The organism is Nitrospira sp. ND1, from assembly GCF_900170025.1.
In the GTDB taxonomy this organism is placed as follows: Bacteria; Nitrospirota; Nitrospiria; order Nitrospirales; family Nitrospiraceae; genus Nitrospira_A.
The window spans coordinates 2,683,814-2,700,835 of sequence record NZ_FWEX01000006.1 but is presented as its reverse complement, the minus strand read 5'-3'; the positions used below and the strand labels follow the sequence as shown (position 1 = coordinate 2,700,835).

Genomic DNA, 17,022 nt, shown 5'->3' with positions numbered 1-17,022 from the left:
GGCTTACCGCTTCCCGCTCCACTTCCAGTTTCTGATCTCCGGCATATCGGTTCCATAGGCCTCGATGTACTGCTTGTGCTGCATGCGTTTGTCGCGCATCTCCTGTTTGAGATAGGCAGCACGCGCCCCGAGCTGCGGCACGCGGTCCACCACATCGGACACCAGGTGGAACCGGTCCAGATCGTTCAACACGACCATGTCGAACGGCGTGGTCGTCGTGCCTTCCTCTTTGTAACCACGCACGTGCAGGTTGTCATGGTTGGTCCGGCGGTAGGTGAGCCGGTGGATCAGCCACGGATACCCGTGGAAAGCAAAGATGATCGGTTTGTCGGTCGTAAACAACGCATCGAATTCCTTGTCGGACATCCCGTGCGGATGTTCGCTCACAGGCTGCAGCTTCATGAGATCGACCACATTGACCACGCGCACCTTCAAATTGGGCTGGGCGATGCGCAGAATTTCCACCGCGGCCAGCGTCTCCATGGTCGGCACATCGCCGCAACAGGCCATCACGACGTCGGGCTCGCTGCCGCGGTCGTTGCTCGCCCATTCCCAAATCCCGATCCCGGCGGTGCAGTGCAGCACGGCGGCGTCCATATCCAGCCATTGCGGAGCCGGCTGTTTTCCCGCCACCACCACGTTCACATAGTCGCGGCTGCGCAAACAATGGTCCGTGACCGACAGGAGCGTGTTCGCATCGGGCGGCAGATAGACACGGATTACCTGCGCATTCTTATTCACCACATGATCGATGAAGCCGGGATCCTGATGACTGAAACCATTGTGGTCCTGGCGCCACACGTGCGACGTCAGCAGATAATTGAGCGAGGCGATCGGCCGCCGCCAGGGAATCTCGCGCGAGGTCTTGAGCCACTTCGCGTGCTGATTGAACATGGAATCGACGATGTGAATGAACGCTTCATAACAATTCAGAAACCCATGCCGTCCCGTCAGCAGGTACCCTTCAAGCCAACCCTGGCACAGGTGCTCGCTCAAGATTTCCATGACACGCCCGTCGTGCGCCACATGTTCGTCGGTCGGGAGGATTTGCTCGGTCGAGCAGCGATCGGTCACTTCGAACACCCCACCCCAACGGTTTGAGGCCGTCTCATCCGGCCCGAACAGCCGGAAGTTATGCGGGTTCATCTTGAGGATATCGCGCAGAAACAGTCCCTGCACCCGGGTCGCTTCGGCATCCTCGACGCCGGGCTTCACCACCGGCACCGCGTACTGTCGGAAATCGGGCATTTGAAGATCGCGGAGAAGGCCGCCCCCGTTCGCGCAGGCAATGGCGCCCATGCGCCGCTCCCCGGTCGGCGCCAGTTCGGCCAGCTCCGGCATCAACTTCCCCGCTTCATCGAACAACTCCTCCGGCCGATAACTCTTCAGCCATGCTTCCAGCAACTCGACATGCCCGGGCTTGTCCATCTCGCCCATCGGCACCTGATGGGAACGGAACGTGCCCTCCGTCGGTTTGCCGTCCACTTCCTTCGGCCCGGTCCAGCCCTTCGGGGTACGCAAGACGATCATGGGCCAGCGCGGACGGCCGGTAAATCCCTTGGACCGGGCCTCCTGCTGAATGCCCCGGATCGTCGTGACAATTTCGTCCAGCGTGGACGCCATCAGCTGATGCATCGTCGCAGGATCATCACCTTCGACGAAAAACGGCTGATGACCATACCCGACCAGCAGAGATTCAAGCTCGTCCGGCGGCATACGTGCCAGCACGGTCGGGCCGGCGATCTTGTACCCGTTCAAATGCAGAATCGGCAGCACCGCCCCGTCCCGCACGGGATTCAAAAACTTGTTCCCATGCCAACTCCCCGCGAGCGGACCGGTTTCTGCTTCTCCGTCCCCGATCACACAAGCCACCAGCAATTCGGGGTGGTCGAAGGCCGCCCCATAGGCATGGGCCAGGGAATAGCCCAGTTCACCGCCCTCGTGGATAGAACCGGGCGTTTCCGGCGCGACATGGCTCGGGATACCTCCGGGGAAAGAAAACTGTTTGAACAGGCGCTGTAAGCCTGCTTCGTCCTGCGAGATGTTCGGATAGACCTCGCTGTAGGTTCCTTCGAGGTACACGTTGGCAACCAGGCCGGGGCCGCCGTGTCCGGGACCTGCGATGTACAGCACCGGGAGATCATGGGCTTTGATGATGCGATTGAGATGGGCATAGATAAAATTCAACCCCGGCGTCGTCCCCCAATGGCCGAGCAGGCGCGGCTTGACATGCTCCCGTTTCAACGGCTGCTTCAGCAGCGGATTGTCGAACAAATAAATCTGCCCGACCGAGAGATAGTTTGCCGCTCGCCAGTAGGCATGGATCCGTTGTGCCATCTCGGGGCTCAGCGACTGATTCGCCTGCGTCGTCTGATTCATGGGTTCCCTTTCTCAGGTGTCGATTGTCCGTGACATCGCGCCCACAACCGGGGCGGGCGACCGTCCTGCATCGTCAACGGACTTCGTTCAATGCCAGCAACCGGCAGACCGATTGAGCAATCTGACTTTCTTCGTCGGTGCGGATCACCCGCACGGTCACGCGACTCTCCGGGCTGGAAATCACGGCGACATTGGCCTCGTTCTGCTCCCGATCCAGATGGATGCCGAGAAACTCCAGGCCCTCGCACATACGCGCCCGCACGACCGCCGCATGTTCACCGATCCCGCCACTGAAGACCAACTGTTCCAGCCCGCCCAGCGCGGCCGCATAGGCACCGATCCACTTCTTCCCCTGGTAGCAGAACAGGGCCACCGCCTCAGCGGCGCGGGCATCGCGGCCCTCCTGCGCCAACAGATCGCGAAGGTCCGGGCTGATCTCCGACAGGCCCAGCAAACCGGATTGCGCATTGACCATGTGGTGAAACTGTTCCGTCGTCATGCCTTCGGTCCTCGCCAGATAGGACACCAGGCCCGGGTCCAGATCGCCGGACCTGGTGCTCATCGGCAGGCCGGAAGCCGGAGTAAAGCCCATGCTCGTATCGATACTGACGCCGTCCCGCACCGCTGCCAGACTGGCCCCATTTCCAAGATGGGCGAGAATCACCTTACCGCGCGCGGCGTCACGGCCGGCCACCCGTTCCAATTCCTCCATCAGGTAAGCGTAGGACAGGCCATGAAACCCGTACCGTCTGATGCCCAGCGTTTCATAGCGACGGGGGATGGCCAGGAGACGCGCCACCGGCGGCAGATGTTGATGGAACCCGGTATCAAAGCAGGCCACCTGCGGCACTTGCGGATATTCGGTGCCGAATGCTTCGATGAACGTAATTTCGGCCGGAAGATGTTCCGGATCGTAGGGACTCAGCCGCCGCAACTCCTCCATGACCTCAGCGGAGACCACCTGCGGGTCTGCGTAACGGCTGCCTCCGTGCACGACTCGATGACCGATGGCCTGAACGGACAATCCCTTCCCGCTGTAGGCGAGCTGGTCGATGAGCAACCGCACCGAGGCCGCATGATCCGGCACCTGCTCGATTCGCCGCTCGTTGTGCCCTGTGGCAACATCCGTAACGGTGACGATCCCATCCCGAAGTCCGATCCGTTCGATCTTTCCGGTCGCCGTGCGGACCGGAAGCGAATCCATGCGGAACAAGGCCCACTTTACGCTCGACGATCCAGCGTTGAGGGTGAGGACTGCAGGTGATCCGTTTCCGCTTTCAGACATCCCTGGCCTTTCTTCTACGCTTCAAGATAGTGCGGCTAGGGAATCAGCGCAACCGTAAAATCCTCAGTATCCCTCACCGGCGTCCTAGCCGGGATTATTCATGAATGCCGTCGCGAGGCATTTGAGACTGAAGCCCACCGGGGTTTCTCGCCCGTAAGGCCGACGCAGGCGCACTGGTAGTCCGACGAGGAGGCCGAACGAGAATAATCCCGCCGGGCGAGAGGATCGGACGCCGGAGCAGGGATGCATGAATAGTCCGGGCAAGCCCGCCGACCGAAGGCTCGTCACAGCAGCGGATCGACGGTTGCAGTAGAATCGCTCATGAATAATGTGGGCTAGGTCTTCTGTCCATGCACGCCAGGGAAGAGTGCTAGTTCCGAACAGGCATTGGCATCGGCTATCATAGGGCATGGGCCTGCACATCCTGGCCATACTCATGCTGCTTCTCAGTTCTCCGGTCGTTTCCGGTTTCGCCGCCGCTCCGACGACGGAGGTCGCCCTACTGGGCGGCACGATTCTTTCGATCGATCAGGACACCCTGACCCTCACCATCCGAATGCCATCCGGGGAATCACAGGTCCTCCCGGTCATCAACCGTCGTCTTCTGCAAGGCCTCAGCATCGGCGAACACGTGAGCTTCGAACTGGATGAGGAGAACCGGTTGATCAAGATCACCAAATTGCCGGTCGACCCGGCCAACTGACCGGATACAGCCCCTGCGGCCTCTCAACGTGAAATGCCCCTCAAGTATCCCCCGCCCTGCCTCGGTTCCTCAGCTAGAAGATTCTTGTATAATGCCGCACATTCTCTCATCGTACAAAGCACCTTCACCCTCATCTGAAACGGAGGCCGAATGAACCCGGGCACCGATCGCCTTCTCCTTTCCCTCCTCTTCGCACTCACCGCTTCCAACCAGCACCTGCCCCTCGTCGCCTGGTCGGCTGAACCGACCGGCGAACCAGTCAGCAGGCAAGTTCTGGAACAGATGATCGAGCAGTATATTCGGAGCCATCCGGAAGTCATCGAACAATCGTTGCAGTCACTGGAGAACAAGCGGGCAGCGGAGGAGCAGCAACGGCAGAGGGCTGCCCTCGCAGTACATCAGCAGGAGCTGCTCAACGATCCGGACTCCCCGGTAAGCGGGAATCCAGCCGGCGACGTGACCGTGGTCGAGTTCTTTGACTATCGCTGCGGGTATTGCAAGCGCGCGGCCCCGGCCCTGACCCAACTGCAACAGAGCGACGCCCGAGTGCGTGTTGTGTACAAAGACTTTCCGATCCTTGGAGAGACATCAGAATTGGCGGCCAAGGCGGCACTCGCCTCAAACCTGCAGGGCAAACACCGGGCATTTCATGAGGCCCTGCTGGCGACGAAAGACGATCTCACCAAAGAGCAACTCTTCCACATTGCGCAAGATACCGGATTGGATGTGACGCGGCTCGATCGGGACTTGAGCAGGCCAGAGTGGCAATCGACCATCGAGCGCAACCGTATCCTGGCAAAAACCCTCGGCATCAGCGGCACACCGGCGTTCATCGTCGGCAACGATCTCGTGCCGGGCGCCGTGGATCTCAAAACGCTCCAGGAATTGGTCGCACACACGCGCGTGAAGTAGCGCTTTCCGCTCGGCTGAACGGAGCCAGACCGGATCCTCCTGCCGTGCCTCCCCACACGCAACTGCGGGAAAACATCCGGGCCCTCCCGTAGGCTTGCGGACATGGAGTTCGTCCAGCTTCGTCACAACTAGCCGGAACCGGTGCAAGAATCGCCTTCGCTGGCCCTGGTGGAACGGAGGGGAACAGAGCCCCGCCAATCCTCCTACCGAGGGCGTTCGGCCAATCCAAACAAGTCGCACAGGAACAGGCACAGGAGCCTACGGCTGCGCCGATGGGATCAGGCGCGGGTGGTTTCCTCCGGCGTCGCCGGCAATCGTGACGGCAGAGCGGCCGCCCGGGCTCGTACCCATCGAAGCCTCAGGCGATCGAGGAAGAGGTAGACGACGGGAGTCGTATAGAGGGTGAGGACCTGGCTCACGAGCAGGCCGCCGACGATCGCAATGCCGAGCGGCCGCCGCAACTCCGATCCCACCCCCATGCCCACCGCCAGCGGAAGCGCGCCCAACAAGGCCGCCGCCGTGGTCATCATGATCGGACGGAACCGCAACAGACAGGCTTCGTAGATCGCTTCCTGCGGAGTCTTCCCTTCCGCCATCCGTTCGCTGTGCAACGCGAAGTCGATCATCATGATGGCGTTTTTTTTCACGATGCCGATCAGCAACATGATCCCGATCAACGCGATCATGCTCAGCTCCGTCTTGAACAGGAGCAGGGCCAGCAACGCGCCGACGCCGGCTGAAGGCAGCGTCGAGAGAATCGTGATCGGGTGGATGTAGCTTTCATAGAGAATCCCCAGCACGATATACACCGTGACCAATGCCGCCAGGATCAGCCAGGGCTGATTCTCGACGGACGACTGAAAGGCCTTCGCCGTGCCTTGAAAGGTGCCGCGCACAGTCGCGGGCAGGCCGATGTCATGCATCGCCTGATCGACAGCGAACACAGCCTGCCCGAGCGATGCGCCCGGCGCCATATTGAACGACAACGTCACGGCAGGAAACTGCCCCTGGTGATTCACCGAGAGGATGGTGTTGGCCGGCTCGTATCGCGTCACGGCACTCAACGGCACTTGCGCGCCGTTCGGCGAGCGGACGTAAATATCGTGGAGCGCAGAGGGGTTCTGCCAATATTGCGGCGCCACCTCCATCACCACATGGTACTGATTGAGCGGCGTATACATAATCGAGACCTGCCGCTGGCCGAAGGCATCGTACAGCGTGTCGTCGATCAATTGAGGACTCAAGCCGAGCCGTGACGCCGTGACGCGATCGAACACCACCAGCGATTGCTGTCCCCGATCCTGCTGATCGCTGTTCACATCCACGATCTCCTGGATAGTGCGCAACTTGGCCTCGACCTTCGGAGCCCAGGCGTTGAGTTCGGCCAGATCCACACTCTGCAGGGTATATTGATATTGTGCGCTGCTCGCCCGACCGCCGATGCGCAAATCCTGAATCGCCTGTAAATAGGTCGGCGCGCCCGGCACCTTGGCCAGCTTGGGGCGCAACCGGGCAATCACCTCGTCCGAACTGAGGCCCCGTTCTTCCTGCGGCTTCAGCGCAATGAACATCCGGCCCGTATTGGTGGTACCCGCATGGCCGCCTCCTCCGGTAAACCCGGTGATACTCGCGACGGCCGGATCGCTCTTGATGATCTCCACCACATCGGTGAGTTTCTGACGCATCGCCTGAAACGAGATGTCCTGCGCGGCCTGAATATTTCCGAAGAGTCGTCCCGTATCTTGCTGAGGGAAAAAGCCTTTCGGCACGAGGATGTACAGATACACCGTGAGCGCCATGGTGCCCAATGTCACCACCAACATTGTGCGCGGGTGGCGGAGAACCCAGCGTAGGCTGGTCGCGTATCCGCCGGCCAACAGGCCGAACCCCCGCTCACTGGTGCAATACCACCAGCCATGGGCCTCCGCCGGTTCTGATTTCAACACACGCGCGCAGAGCATCGGGATGGTCGTGAGCGACACCACCAACGACACCAGAATGGCGGTCGAGAGCGTCACCGCAAATTCACGAAACAGCCGGCCGAGCATGCCGCCCATCAAAAAGATCGGAATGAACACCGCCACCAACGAGAGAGTCATCGACACGACCGTAAACGCAATCTCCTTGGCGCCGCGGAGGGCCGCATCCATCGGCGACAGCCCCTGCTCACGATACCGCGTGATGTTTTCCAGCACCACGATGGCATCGTCCACCACAAAGCCGGTGGCGATGGTAAGCGCCATCAGGGAAAGATTGTCGAGGCTATACCCGAACAGGTACATCACCCCGAACGTGGAGATCAGCGACACGGGCACCGCCACCGCCGGGATCAAGGTGGCGCGCAGATTCCGGAGAAACACAAACACCACCAGAATCACCAGCCCGACGGAAATGGCGAGCGTTCGTTCGACGTCGTGCAACGACGCGCGGATGACGGGCGTCCGGTCCATCACGATCGACAGTGACATACTGCCGGGCAGCGAGGCTTCCAATTGGGGCAAGCGCGCACGAAGCCGGTCGACCGTTTCAATGATGTTGGCCCCGGCCTGCCGATAAATGATCACCAGGACTGCCGGGGTCCCGTTTGCCACCCCCATGGTCCGGAGATCTTCGACGGACGTTTCCACCGAGGCCACATCGGACAGCTGCACGGCCCGCCCGTTTCGATAGGCCACGATCAAGGGCAAGTACTCCTCCGCCTGTTGGAGTTGATCGTTGGTACGGATTTCCCAGGTGCGGTCGTCGCCGGTCAGTTGCCCTTTCGGACGATTCACATTCGTACTGGTCAGGACCTGGCGCACGTCTCCCAGTCCAATGCCGTACTTATTCAAGGCAGTCGGGTTGAGATCCACCCGGATCGCCGGCAGGGACCCGCCTCCCACGACGACCTGACCGACGCCTTCGACCTGCGAGAGCTTCTGTTGCAGGATGCTCGACGCCGCATCGTACATCTGCCCGCGACTCACGAGTTCGGAGGTCAAGGCGAGGATGAGAATGGGCCCGTCGGCCGGATTCACCTTGCCGTATCGTGGAACGGTCGGCAGATTCGGCGGCAGATCGGCACGAGCCGCGTTGATCGCCGCCTGCACGTCCCGCGCGGCACCGTCGATATCCCGGTTGAGCTCGAACTGCAGCGTCACGTTCGTGCCGCCGATCGTGCTGGAGGAGGTCATCTCCGTGACGCCGGCGATGCGGGTAAACTGACGTTCCAACGGCGCGGCGACGGACGAGGCCATCGTCTCGGGGCTCGCCCCCGGCAACGAGGCCGAGACGTTGATCGTGGGAAATTCGACTTGCGGGAGAGAAGCCACAGGCAGGAATTGAAACGCCACGATCCCCACCAGCGTCGCACCGATGGTGAGCAACGTCGTGGCGACCGGCCGCCGCACGAAGGGCGCTGACAGATTCATCGCTGACCTACCGGAACCGCCTCAGGCACCGGCTCCTGCCCAAGGTCGCGTCGAAACCGAGCGGCCAATCGATCCAGGGCAAGATACACGACCGGGGTCGTGTAGAGAGTCAGCAACTGGCTCACCACCAGTCCACCGACAATGGCGATCCCGAGGGGGCGCCGCAACTCCGATCCGACCCCTGAGCCCATCGCCAGGGGCAATGCCCCGAAAAGAGCCGCCATGGTCGTCATCATGATCGGGCGAAAACGCAGGAGTCCGGCTTCGTAAATGGCCTGCTCCGGCGGCTTGCCCTCGTTGCGTTCTGCCTCCAGGGCGAAATCGATCATCATGATGGCGTTCTTCTTCACGATGCCGATCAGGAGAATGATGCCGATCAGCGCGATGATGCTGAACTCCATACGGAACAACATCAGGGCCAGCAGCGCGCCGACTCCCGCAGAGGGCAAGGTGGACAGGATCGTGAGCGGATGAATGTAACTCTCATACAAAATCCCGAGCACGATATAGACTGTGATCAGGGCGGCCAGGATCAGCAGGGGTTCATGTTCCAAGGAGCTTTGAAAGGCTTGGGCGGCGCCCTGGAAACTCCCGCGGATGCTCGGGGGCAGGCCGAGCTCATGCGTCACCTGCCGGATCGCCGTCACCGCTTCACCGAGGGACCCTCCCGGCGCAAGGTTGAACGAGATCGTCACAGCAGGAAACTGGCCCTGTCGGCTGATGACCAACGGCACCATGGTTTCGGTGACCCTCGTGAAGACGTTTAACGGCACCGACCCGCCGCTCCCGCGCACTTCCAACTGCTGCAGCGCCTCCGGCCCCTTCTGAAATTCCGGCATCACCTCAAGAATGACGCGGTACTGGTTCAGTTGCGTGAACATGGTGGAGACCTGCCGCTGACCGAAAGCATCGTAGAGTGTATCGGTGATGAGTTGCGGCGTGATACCCATACGGGAGGCGGTATTGCGGTCGATCTCCACCAGCGACGCCAGCCCCTGATTCAGTTGATCGCTGCTGACATCCCGAAGCTCCGGCCGTACCTGCAGGCTCTCCAGCAGTTTCGGAGCCCAGCGATTCAGTTCCTCAGGATCGGCGTCTTCCAGCGTATATTGAAACTGGGTGCGGCTGACCCGATCTTCCACGGTGAGATCCTGCACCGGCTGCAAGTGCAAGGTGATCCCATCCACCTCCGCCACGCGTGCCTCGATCCGCCGAATGATCTCGCCCGCCCCGGCCATCCGTTCTCCCAGCGGCTTCAGATTGATATACATCCGCCCGCTGTTGAGGGTGCTGTTCGTCCCATCGACCCCGATGAAGGAGGACAGGCTTTCCACGGCCGGCTCTTCGAGAATCACACGCGCCAACGCCTGTTGCCGCTCTCCCATGGTGCCGAAAGACACCGCTTGCGGTCCTTCCGTGATCCCCAGAATGACACCGGTGTCCTGAAGCGGAAAGAAGCCCTTGGGAATAAGCAGGAAGAGCAGCAGGGTAAGCGCCAGAGTGCCGCCCGTCACGACCAACGTGGCGCGCTGACGACGGAGCACCCACTGCAAACTTCGCCCATACCCGGCAATGATGCGATCCAACACCCGTTGCGACGCCTGCGAAAACCGGCCCGGCTGTTCGTTCCGCCGCTCGCGCAACAGCCGGGCGCACATCATCGGCGTCAGAGTCAAAGACACGACCGCGGAGATGAGGATGGTGATGCTCAGCGTGACGGCAAATTCACGGAACAGGCGCCCGACCACATCGCCCATGAACAACAAGGGAATGAGCACGGCGATCAGAGACACCGTCAACGACAGGATCGTAAAGGCAATCTGTTTCGATCCTTTGAGCGCCGCCTGAAGCGGCGACTCCCCCTGTTCGATGTACCGCGCGATGTTCTCGATCATCACGATGGCATCGTCCACCACGAAGCCCGTCGAAATCGTCAACGCCATCAGCGTCAGGTTGTTCAAGCTGAAACCCATCAGGTACATGACACCGAACGTGCCGATCAGCGACAGGGGCACCGCCACCGCCGGAATCACCGTGGCGGGTAACGTCCGGAGAAACAGAAAGATCACGAGAATGACGAGCGCCACCGCAAGCACCAGCTCGAACTGCACATCGCGGACGGTCGCGCGGATCGAGGTGGTGCGGTCGGTCAACACCGAGACCTGCACGGAGGAAGGCAAGGTCCCTTGCAATTGCGGCAACAGTCGCTTAACCCGATCGACGACTTCGATGACATTCGTCCCCGGCTGGCGCTGGATGTTGACGATCACGGCCGGCGTCTCATTCATCCATGCCGCCTGCTTGGTATTCTCGACATCGTCGATCACCTCGGCGACCTCGGATAACCGGACCGGAGCTCCGTTGCGATAGGCGACGATCAACGCTTTGTAATCTTTGCCGGCAAACAGTTGGTCGGTGGCATTGATGATCGAGGCGCGCCGGGGTCCGTCGAATCCGCCTTTGGCTTGATTGACGTTCGCGGCGGCCACGACGGTTCGAAGATCCTCCAACGTCAATCCATAGGCAGCCAAGGCGCGGGGATTGGCTTGAATGCGCACGGCGGGCCGCTGTCCGCCGCTAATACTGACCAGGCCGACGCCGGACAATTGTGAAATTTTTTGCGCGAACCGGGTTTCCGCAAAATCACGCACCTGAGGAAGGGGCAGCGTGGCCGAGGTCAATGCCAGGGTGAGGATCGGCGCATCGGCCGGGTTGACCTTGCTGTAGACCGGAGGAGCCGGCAGATCGCGCGGCAGGAAAGTCGCCGCCGCATTCATCGCCGCCTGCACTTCCTGCTCGGCCACATCCAGATCGATATCGAGGCTGAATTGCAGGGTGACGACCGAACTGCCGCCTGAGCTCGTGGAGGTCATCTGGTTCAGCCCGGGCATTTGCCCGAACTGCCGTTCCAGCGGCGCGGTGATCGACGAGGTCATGACATCCGGTCCGGCGCCGGGATAAAACGTCATCACCTGAATGGTCGGGTAATCGACTTGCGGAAGGGCGGAGACAGGCAACTGGCGGTAGGCCAGCGCCCCGGCCAGAAGAATGGCGATCATCGTCAGGACCGTCGCCACAGGCCGGACGATGAACAGCCGCGACGGGTTCACGTCCGCTTCCCTCGTGTGCGCCCCTCACCGCCGGGCGCCGGCGCCTCCTGACTGGCCGGGACCGCTCCGGCTGCCGGACGCAGCTCGACCTTGCTGCCTTCGCGCAACTTTTCGGTCCCGTCCACGACCACCACCTCGCCTGAGGTCAAACCCGTGTCGATGGCGGCTTCTTCTCCCTGCGCGACGCCCACCGTCACGGCTCGCACGCTGACCGTTTGCTCCGCCTCGTTCACCACATAGACGAACGTGCCCTTCGGCCCGCGCTGAACGGCCGCGGACGGCACCACCGTCACACCCTGCTTGATATCCAGGAGCAACCGGGCATTCACAAACTGATTGGGAAACAGCGAGCTGTCATCGTTCGGAAACACCGCTTTCAGGCGGACGGTGCCGGTGGTCGGATCGATCTGATTATCGACGGTGAGCAGCGTTCCCGTGGCCAACTTCCGTTTTTGCTCCCGGTCGAAGGCCTCCACGACCAGCTGCTTCCCGGCCTTGAGCCGCTCGAAGACAGCCGGCAGATGGTCCTCCGCCAGGGCGAACACGACCGTGATAGGCTGCAATTGCGTAATCACCAACAACCCGTTGGGATCGTTGGCATGGACGATATTGCCGGCATCCACCAGGCGCAACCCCACCCGCCCGTTGATCGGCGCGGCAATGCTGGAATAGGTCAATTGCAGCTTGGCATTATCGATCTGGCCCTGATCGGCCTTGACGATGCCCTCGTACTGCCGCACCAGCGCTTCCTGCGTGTCGAGCTGCTGCTTGGGAATGAAGTTTTGTTTGTAGAGATCCCGGTAGCGCTCCAGATCCAGCTGCGCATTTTTCATTTGCGCCTGATCGCGAGCCATTTGTCCTTCGGCCTGAATCAGCTGCACCTCGAACGGCCGCCGATCGATCTGCGCCAGTAATTCGCCGCTATGCACGAGCTGCCCTTCCTTGAAGAGCACCCGCATCAACTGGCCGTCCACCCGGCTCTTCACCGTGACGGTGTTCATCGGGATTACCGAACCCAGACCGTTCAGGTAGATATTGATTTCGCTGGTTTTGGCTGCCACCGCCACGACCGGCGTGCTCCGGGCCCCCATGGCTGGCCGCTTCTCCGCCTGGCGTGGCTGGGCTTCACCGGATCGGGTCATCAACACATAGACCCCCACCGCCAGCAGGCAGGCCGCACACAGCCCGATCATCCATCGCTTCACCAGGGTTGCAAATCGCACGGATTCAGCCATCGCCGCTATTCCTTCCGTCCCTTGGTCACCTGCGCCTGCTGCGTCACCTGCTCACCGCCCACGCTCGCGAACAGCCAGGTCGTCGTTCCATCGTCGCGCACAGACATGAGCCCTTCTCATGTGAGACGTTTCATGCCGGCTGATTTCCCCCTGCTATCATACCCTATCTGACCGCGGGACCACAGATATTGCGCCTCGACGCCCATGCCGGCAAGACCCGGGGGCCACGTGTCCACGCACATGAACAGGTGATACAGGCACATGGTAGGCAGTCCGTATCGGGAGGCTGATTCCAGGCGGCCTGAAGCCGACTCCCCGCCGACTATGACAAGGCCCGCGAGTCAGAGGAACCGGCGAACGCCATCATGACCGCCAATGCTCACCCACGACAGCCCGCACCTGATCGGTCAGCGCCTTGGCCGCCCCGCTTCTGTAGCCTCCCCTTTTCCATAAGAGCCCAATGCCTCGACGAGGTGTGGGGTTCTTCAGCGTAATGGCTCGGAGCGTCCGGTTACGCGCCAGCCCGAGAGACAAGCGCGGCAAGACCGTGGAGAGGTTGCTCCTGCGAACGGTCGCCAGAATCCCCTCGATGGAATTCATTTCCACGATAATCTTGGGCTGGACACCAGCCTGCTCGAAACACTCATCCAACAAGCGTCGGGTGCAGAACATATTCGGCAGCAGAATCAACGACTCCTGCCCCAGGGCCGACAGGGACAGGTGCCGGCGCCCGGCAAGCCGGTGCCTGGGGGAGGCGATCAACACAAGGTCTTCTTCAAACAGCGGCTGGCTCTCGATGCGGTCCGACACCACCGGCACGAACCCGATAGCGACACCCAGCGACCCGTTCTTGACGCCGGCCTCAATGTCCGGACCGGACAGTTCGTCGAGCTTGAGCGATACCAGCGGATGCAGGGTCGAGAAGCGGCCGACGATTTCGGGAATCAGATAGGCGTTCACGGTTTGAACGACACCGACCGTGAGGGTCCCCCGCTGGAGCCCCTCTTCCTCGGCAATCGCCACTTGCGCCAGTTCCATCTCCCGCAAGGCCCGCCGGGCATGCTCGCGAAAAATCGATCCGGCCCGCGTCAATTGAACCGATCGCCCCACGCGATCGAACAGCGGCACCCCCACTTCCTGCTCCAGCTGCTTGATCTGCGCGGACAACGCCGGCTGGGAAACCGGCAGCCTTTCGGCGGCCTTGGTGAAATGCAGCGCATCGGCCACGGCGAGAAAATACCGGAGATGGCGAAATTCCATGCCGCGTTTTATCATAAATGGAAGTGATGATACTAATCAGAACAAACGCTTTGACGCCTTCTCGTCCCGGGCACTAGGTTGACTGCGGCCGGGAAAAGCGGAAAACTCGTGGCGGAAGGGACGGGGCTGTGCAAAACACAAGCGGGCTCATACGATCGATCCAGGTGGGGCTCCCGTCCAGTGAGCACAGCGACTGTGCGGACGATCCGGACTCAACGCCCTGGACAACCGGGATGTTCAAGCGCTCTACCCCGGGCCAGATCCGACTTGGCCGGCACAATCTGGCAGGAGATGGACAGGCGGATCTCGTCCATCACGGAGGCGTCGACAAGGCGGTCTGTGCCTATCCGTCGGAGCACTGGTTGTATTGGCGCGGGATCCTGCCGCCCCATCGTCTCACCGGCGGCGCGTTCGGCGAAAATTTCACACTGGAAGGGCTCACGGAAGCCGATGTCTGCATCGGCGACGTCTTTTCAGCGGGTACGGCCGTCGTGCAGATTTCTCAACCCAGACAGCCCTGCTGGAAACTCGCCCGTCGCTGGCAGATCAAAGATTTGGCGGTACAAATGGAACGCACCGGCTTCACAGGCTGGTATTTCCGGGTCATCCAGGAAGGTACGGTCGAACCGGGCGCGCCCCTGCAGCTCATGGAACGCCCCTGCCCAGAATGGACGGTCGCGACCGCCAATCGGATCATGCACCATGAACGGAACAATCTGGCCGCGGCCGAACACCTGAGCCTCTGCCCGTTACTTTCCGCAAGCTGGCAACAGACCTTGCGGCAGCGATGCCACAATCAGGCAGGGCCTGACCCGCAGCATCGACGATTCGGCACGACTCATTCTTCGTCATCATCATTCTGAGGAGGTTTCCATGAAGCGATTGGTTCTCTCCGCCTGTGCACTGACCATCGGCGCCACCCTCGCCCTGAATTCCTGGTGTGCCGCTGAAAATACGACTACCATCAATATCCTCTCCCCGCGCAATGGCGAGAAGGTCTCGGAGACCTTCGACATCAAGTATGAAATCCTGAACGCGCCGGCAGGCAATCACGCGCACGTCTACCTCGACGGCGCGTATCAGAAGGGCTTCAAGGGCACGTTTACCAGCGTGGCCAAGGGGGAGCATACGATTACGGTGAAGATCGCCGACCACGATCATAAGGACGCCGGGACCGCTACGGATAGCATTACCGTGAAGGTGGGAGAGTAGGACCGGGGCGCGTCACGAGAGAAGCGATCGGGGAGGCCGCAATGCCGCCTCCCCGCCAATAGCCTACCTGTCTACTGCCCACCCTGGGTCGATGCACGCGTCGAACTACCCTGCAGGTCCATATCCAGCAATACAGGACCATTCGGATTCTTTGCGTCGAGCCGGATCGGCATCCGGTCTGCCACCAGCTTGACCAGCGGCACAGCCACGATATGGGGCGCCTTTTCCGACGGATTGGAATGGAGCGCGATACGAACATTCTTCGGGCGTTGGCTCGGCGCCACCTGGGTCATCAGTTCCGCGCCCATGAATCCGACCAACATTCCACTCCCGTCGGCAAGCTTGTGAATCTCGTAGGCATTTTCCGCGGGCGCCACGCGAGCGACGGCGAGATCCGGGCTCTGCGTCACTAAGGCCAGGCCTAGGAGCTTCGGCACAATGAATCCAAACGTCCCAGTCGGCGCTTGCGAAAACATCACTTGCGCGGTCGAAGCCCCGAGTTCAGCCACCCCGTTCTTGGCGCGCATCTGGCGTCGCAACTCCGCTTCATTACCGAGCCCCTCAATGATCACCGCCGCCGGCGCGGCTTTTTGCACCGGCAACACCTCGGTCTTGCCTCCACCACGGGCGGCATTGAGGGGGGACGGAGCCAGACCGATGAACAGCAGGCCGACCAGGCTTGCAGCCATGAGGTGACGGAGCGGGATGTGAGGAGACGATCGGACGATGAAGTGAAACATGGATGCTGGTCCTCCTGATCAAGCGATGTGTGTGCGCACGGAGGATTCTAAGAAGCTGCCGGTGGAAAATCAAACAGGAAGGACGTGAACCGAACAGACCTGGCGAGACGCGACGGGGTTCGCTCCTTCTCCAGACCGCACCTCACGGATAAAAACTGATCCGTCGTCCGGCTATAGCCTGCGCCACAGACGCGAGAATCTGCTCCCGTTCCGCCGGTTTCTCCAAACACTCCACCACACCTTGCTTGCGTAGCGAACTGGCCAACTGCTCATCGTGATACCCCGTCAACACGATGACCGGGAGGGAAGGATATTGGGCGCGGAAATAGGCAATGGCCTCGACCCCGTTGATACGCGGCATCCGGATATCGCAAATGATGACATCGACCATCAACGGATTGTCGCCACTGTTCAAGACCTCAACCGCCCTCCCGCCGTCCTCCGCCTCCTCGACGTCGTACCCCGCCTGAGCCAGCGTCATGCGTAGCAGGCTGCGAATGGAATCTTCATCGTCCACCACCAGTACCCGCCCTAGACAGACCTTCTCGTCTGCAACCAATCCGAACGGCCATGCCATTCCCATGGTGACCTCCCCTCGCCCTTCACAACGGGTTTTCTCACACCATTCAATCGTGCAAAGAATGCAAGGAGGACGCCTGCAGCGTGGGGTGAACAGGGTCACGCCAAATCGCCTGGTTCGCCTTGGATGGATAGCCGGACATCCGGGGATCGATGAAATCGGGTGGTGGAACCCCACCACCAGCGGTGCAAAAGCA

At 61.1% G+C, this 17,022-nt stretch carries 12 protein-coding genes; 4 read left to right on the top strand and 8 right to left on the bottom strand.

Annotated elements, in window-relative coordinates; genetic code table 11:
- Positions 1–3: 3 nt before the first annotated feature.
- Together NSND_RS17620 and NSND_RS17615 are read right to left on the bottom strand one after the other, a co-directional pair.
- The gene (locus NSND_RS17620) at positions 4–2,379 is read right to left on the bottom strand and encodes a phosphoketolase family protein (protein ID WP_080880234.1); all 2,376 of its coding nucleotides are present in this window, start codon (positions 2,377–2,379) and stop codon (positions 4–6) included.
- A gap of 73 nt (positions 2,380–2,452) precedes the next feature.
- Entirely contained in the window at positions 2,453–3,664 is a 1,212-nt protein-coding gene (locus NSND_RS17615) for an acetate/propionate family kinase (RefSeq protein WP_080880233.1), read from the bottom strand.
- A 409-nt stretch (positions 3,665–4,073) separates the two neighbouring features.
- Between NSND_RS17615 and NSND_RS17610 the strand changes: the two genes are divergently transcribed.
- Together NSND_RS17610 and NSND_RS17605 are read left to right on the top strand one after the other, a co-directional pair.
- Positions 4,074–4,367, top strand: coding sequence for a hypothetical protein (locus tag NSND_RS17610; protein ID WP_080880232.1), 294 nt, complete (start codon positions 4,074–4,076; stop codon positions 4,365–4,367).
- A gap of 150 nt (positions 4,368–4,517) precedes the next feature.
- Complete coding sequence (locus NSND_RS17605) at positions 4,518–5,279, top strand: DsbA family protein (protein ID WP_080880231.1); 762 nt, start codon at positions 4,518–4,520, stop codon at positions 5,277–5,279.
- Between the two features lie 278 nt (positions 5,280–5,557).
- On the opposite strand, the gene NSND_RS17600 is transcribed toward NSND_RS17605, so the two are convergent.
- From NSND_RS17600 to cynR, 4 genes are all read right to left on the bottom strand, one after another.
- The gene (locus tag NSND_RS17600) at positions 5,558–8,689 is read right to left on the bottom strand and encodes a multidrug efflux RND transporter permease subunit (RefSeq protein ID WP_080880230.1); all 3,132 of its coding nucleotides are present in this window, start codon (positions 8,687–8,689) and stop codon (positions 5,558–5,560) included.
- Entirely contained in the window at positions 8,686–11,799 is a 3,114-nt protein-coding gene (locus tag NSND_RS17595) for a multidrug efflux RND transporter permease subunit (protein WP_080880229.1), read from the bottom strand. Before NSND_RS17595 ends, NSND_RS17600 begins: the two co-directional genes overlap by 4 nt.
- A complete protein-coding gene (locus NSND_RS17590; protein WP_080880228.1) occupies positions 11,796–13,034 on the bottom strand; it encodes an MdtA/MuxA family multidrug efflux RND transporter periplasmic adaptor subunit in 1,239 nt (412 codons plus the stop codon). The genes NSND_RS17595 and NSND_RS17590 overlap by 4 nt, the downstream gene beginning before the upstream one ends.
- A gap of 363 nt (positions 13,035–13,397) precedes the next feature.
- The gene (cynR, locus tag NSND_RS17585) at positions 13,398–14,294 is read right to left on the bottom strand and encodes a transcriptional regulator CynR (protein WP_080880227.1); all 897 of its coding nucleotides are present in this window, start codon (positions 14,292–14,294) and stop codon (positions 13,398–13,400) included.
- Positions 14,295–14,527: 233 nt separating this feature from the next.
- Here cynR and NSND_RS17580 point away from each other — a divergent pair, with 233 nt between their 5' ends.
- Both NSND_RS17580 and NSND_RS17575 read left to right on the top strand, forming a co-directional pair.
- The gene (locus NSND_RS17580; RefSeq protein WP_235000296.1) at positions 14,528–15,157 is read left to right on the top strand and encodes an MOSC domain-containing protein; all 630 of its coding nucleotides are present in this window, start codon (positions 14,528–14,530) and stop codon (positions 15,155–15,157) included.
- A 10-nt stretch (positions 15,158–15,167) separates the two neighbouring features.
- Positions 15,168–15,506, top strand: a complete 339-nt coding sequence (locus NSND_RS17575) for a hypothetical protein (RefSeq protein WP_080880225.1) — start codon at positions 15,168–15,170, stop codon at positions 15,504–15,506.
- Between the two features lie 71 nt (positions 15,507–15,577).
- On the opposite strand, the gene NSND_RS17570 is transcribed toward NSND_RS17575, so the two are convergent.
- Both NSND_RS17570 and NSND_RS17565 read right to left on the bottom strand, forming a co-directional pair.
- Positions 15,578–16,246 (bottom strand): hypothetical protein, encoded by a 669-nt coding sequence (locus tag NSND_RS17570; protein WP_080880224.1) that lies wholly within the window; start codon positions 16,244–16,246, stop codon positions 15,578–15,580.
- A gap of 142 nt (positions 16,247–16,388) precedes the next feature.
- The gene (locus NSND_RS17565; RefSeq protein ID WP_080880223.1) at positions 16,389–16,829 is read right to left on the bottom strand and encodes a response regulator; all 441 of its coding nucleotides are present in this window, start codon (positions 16,827–16,829) and stop codon (positions 16,389–16,391) included.
- Positions 16,830–17,022 lie beyond the last annotated feature (193 nt).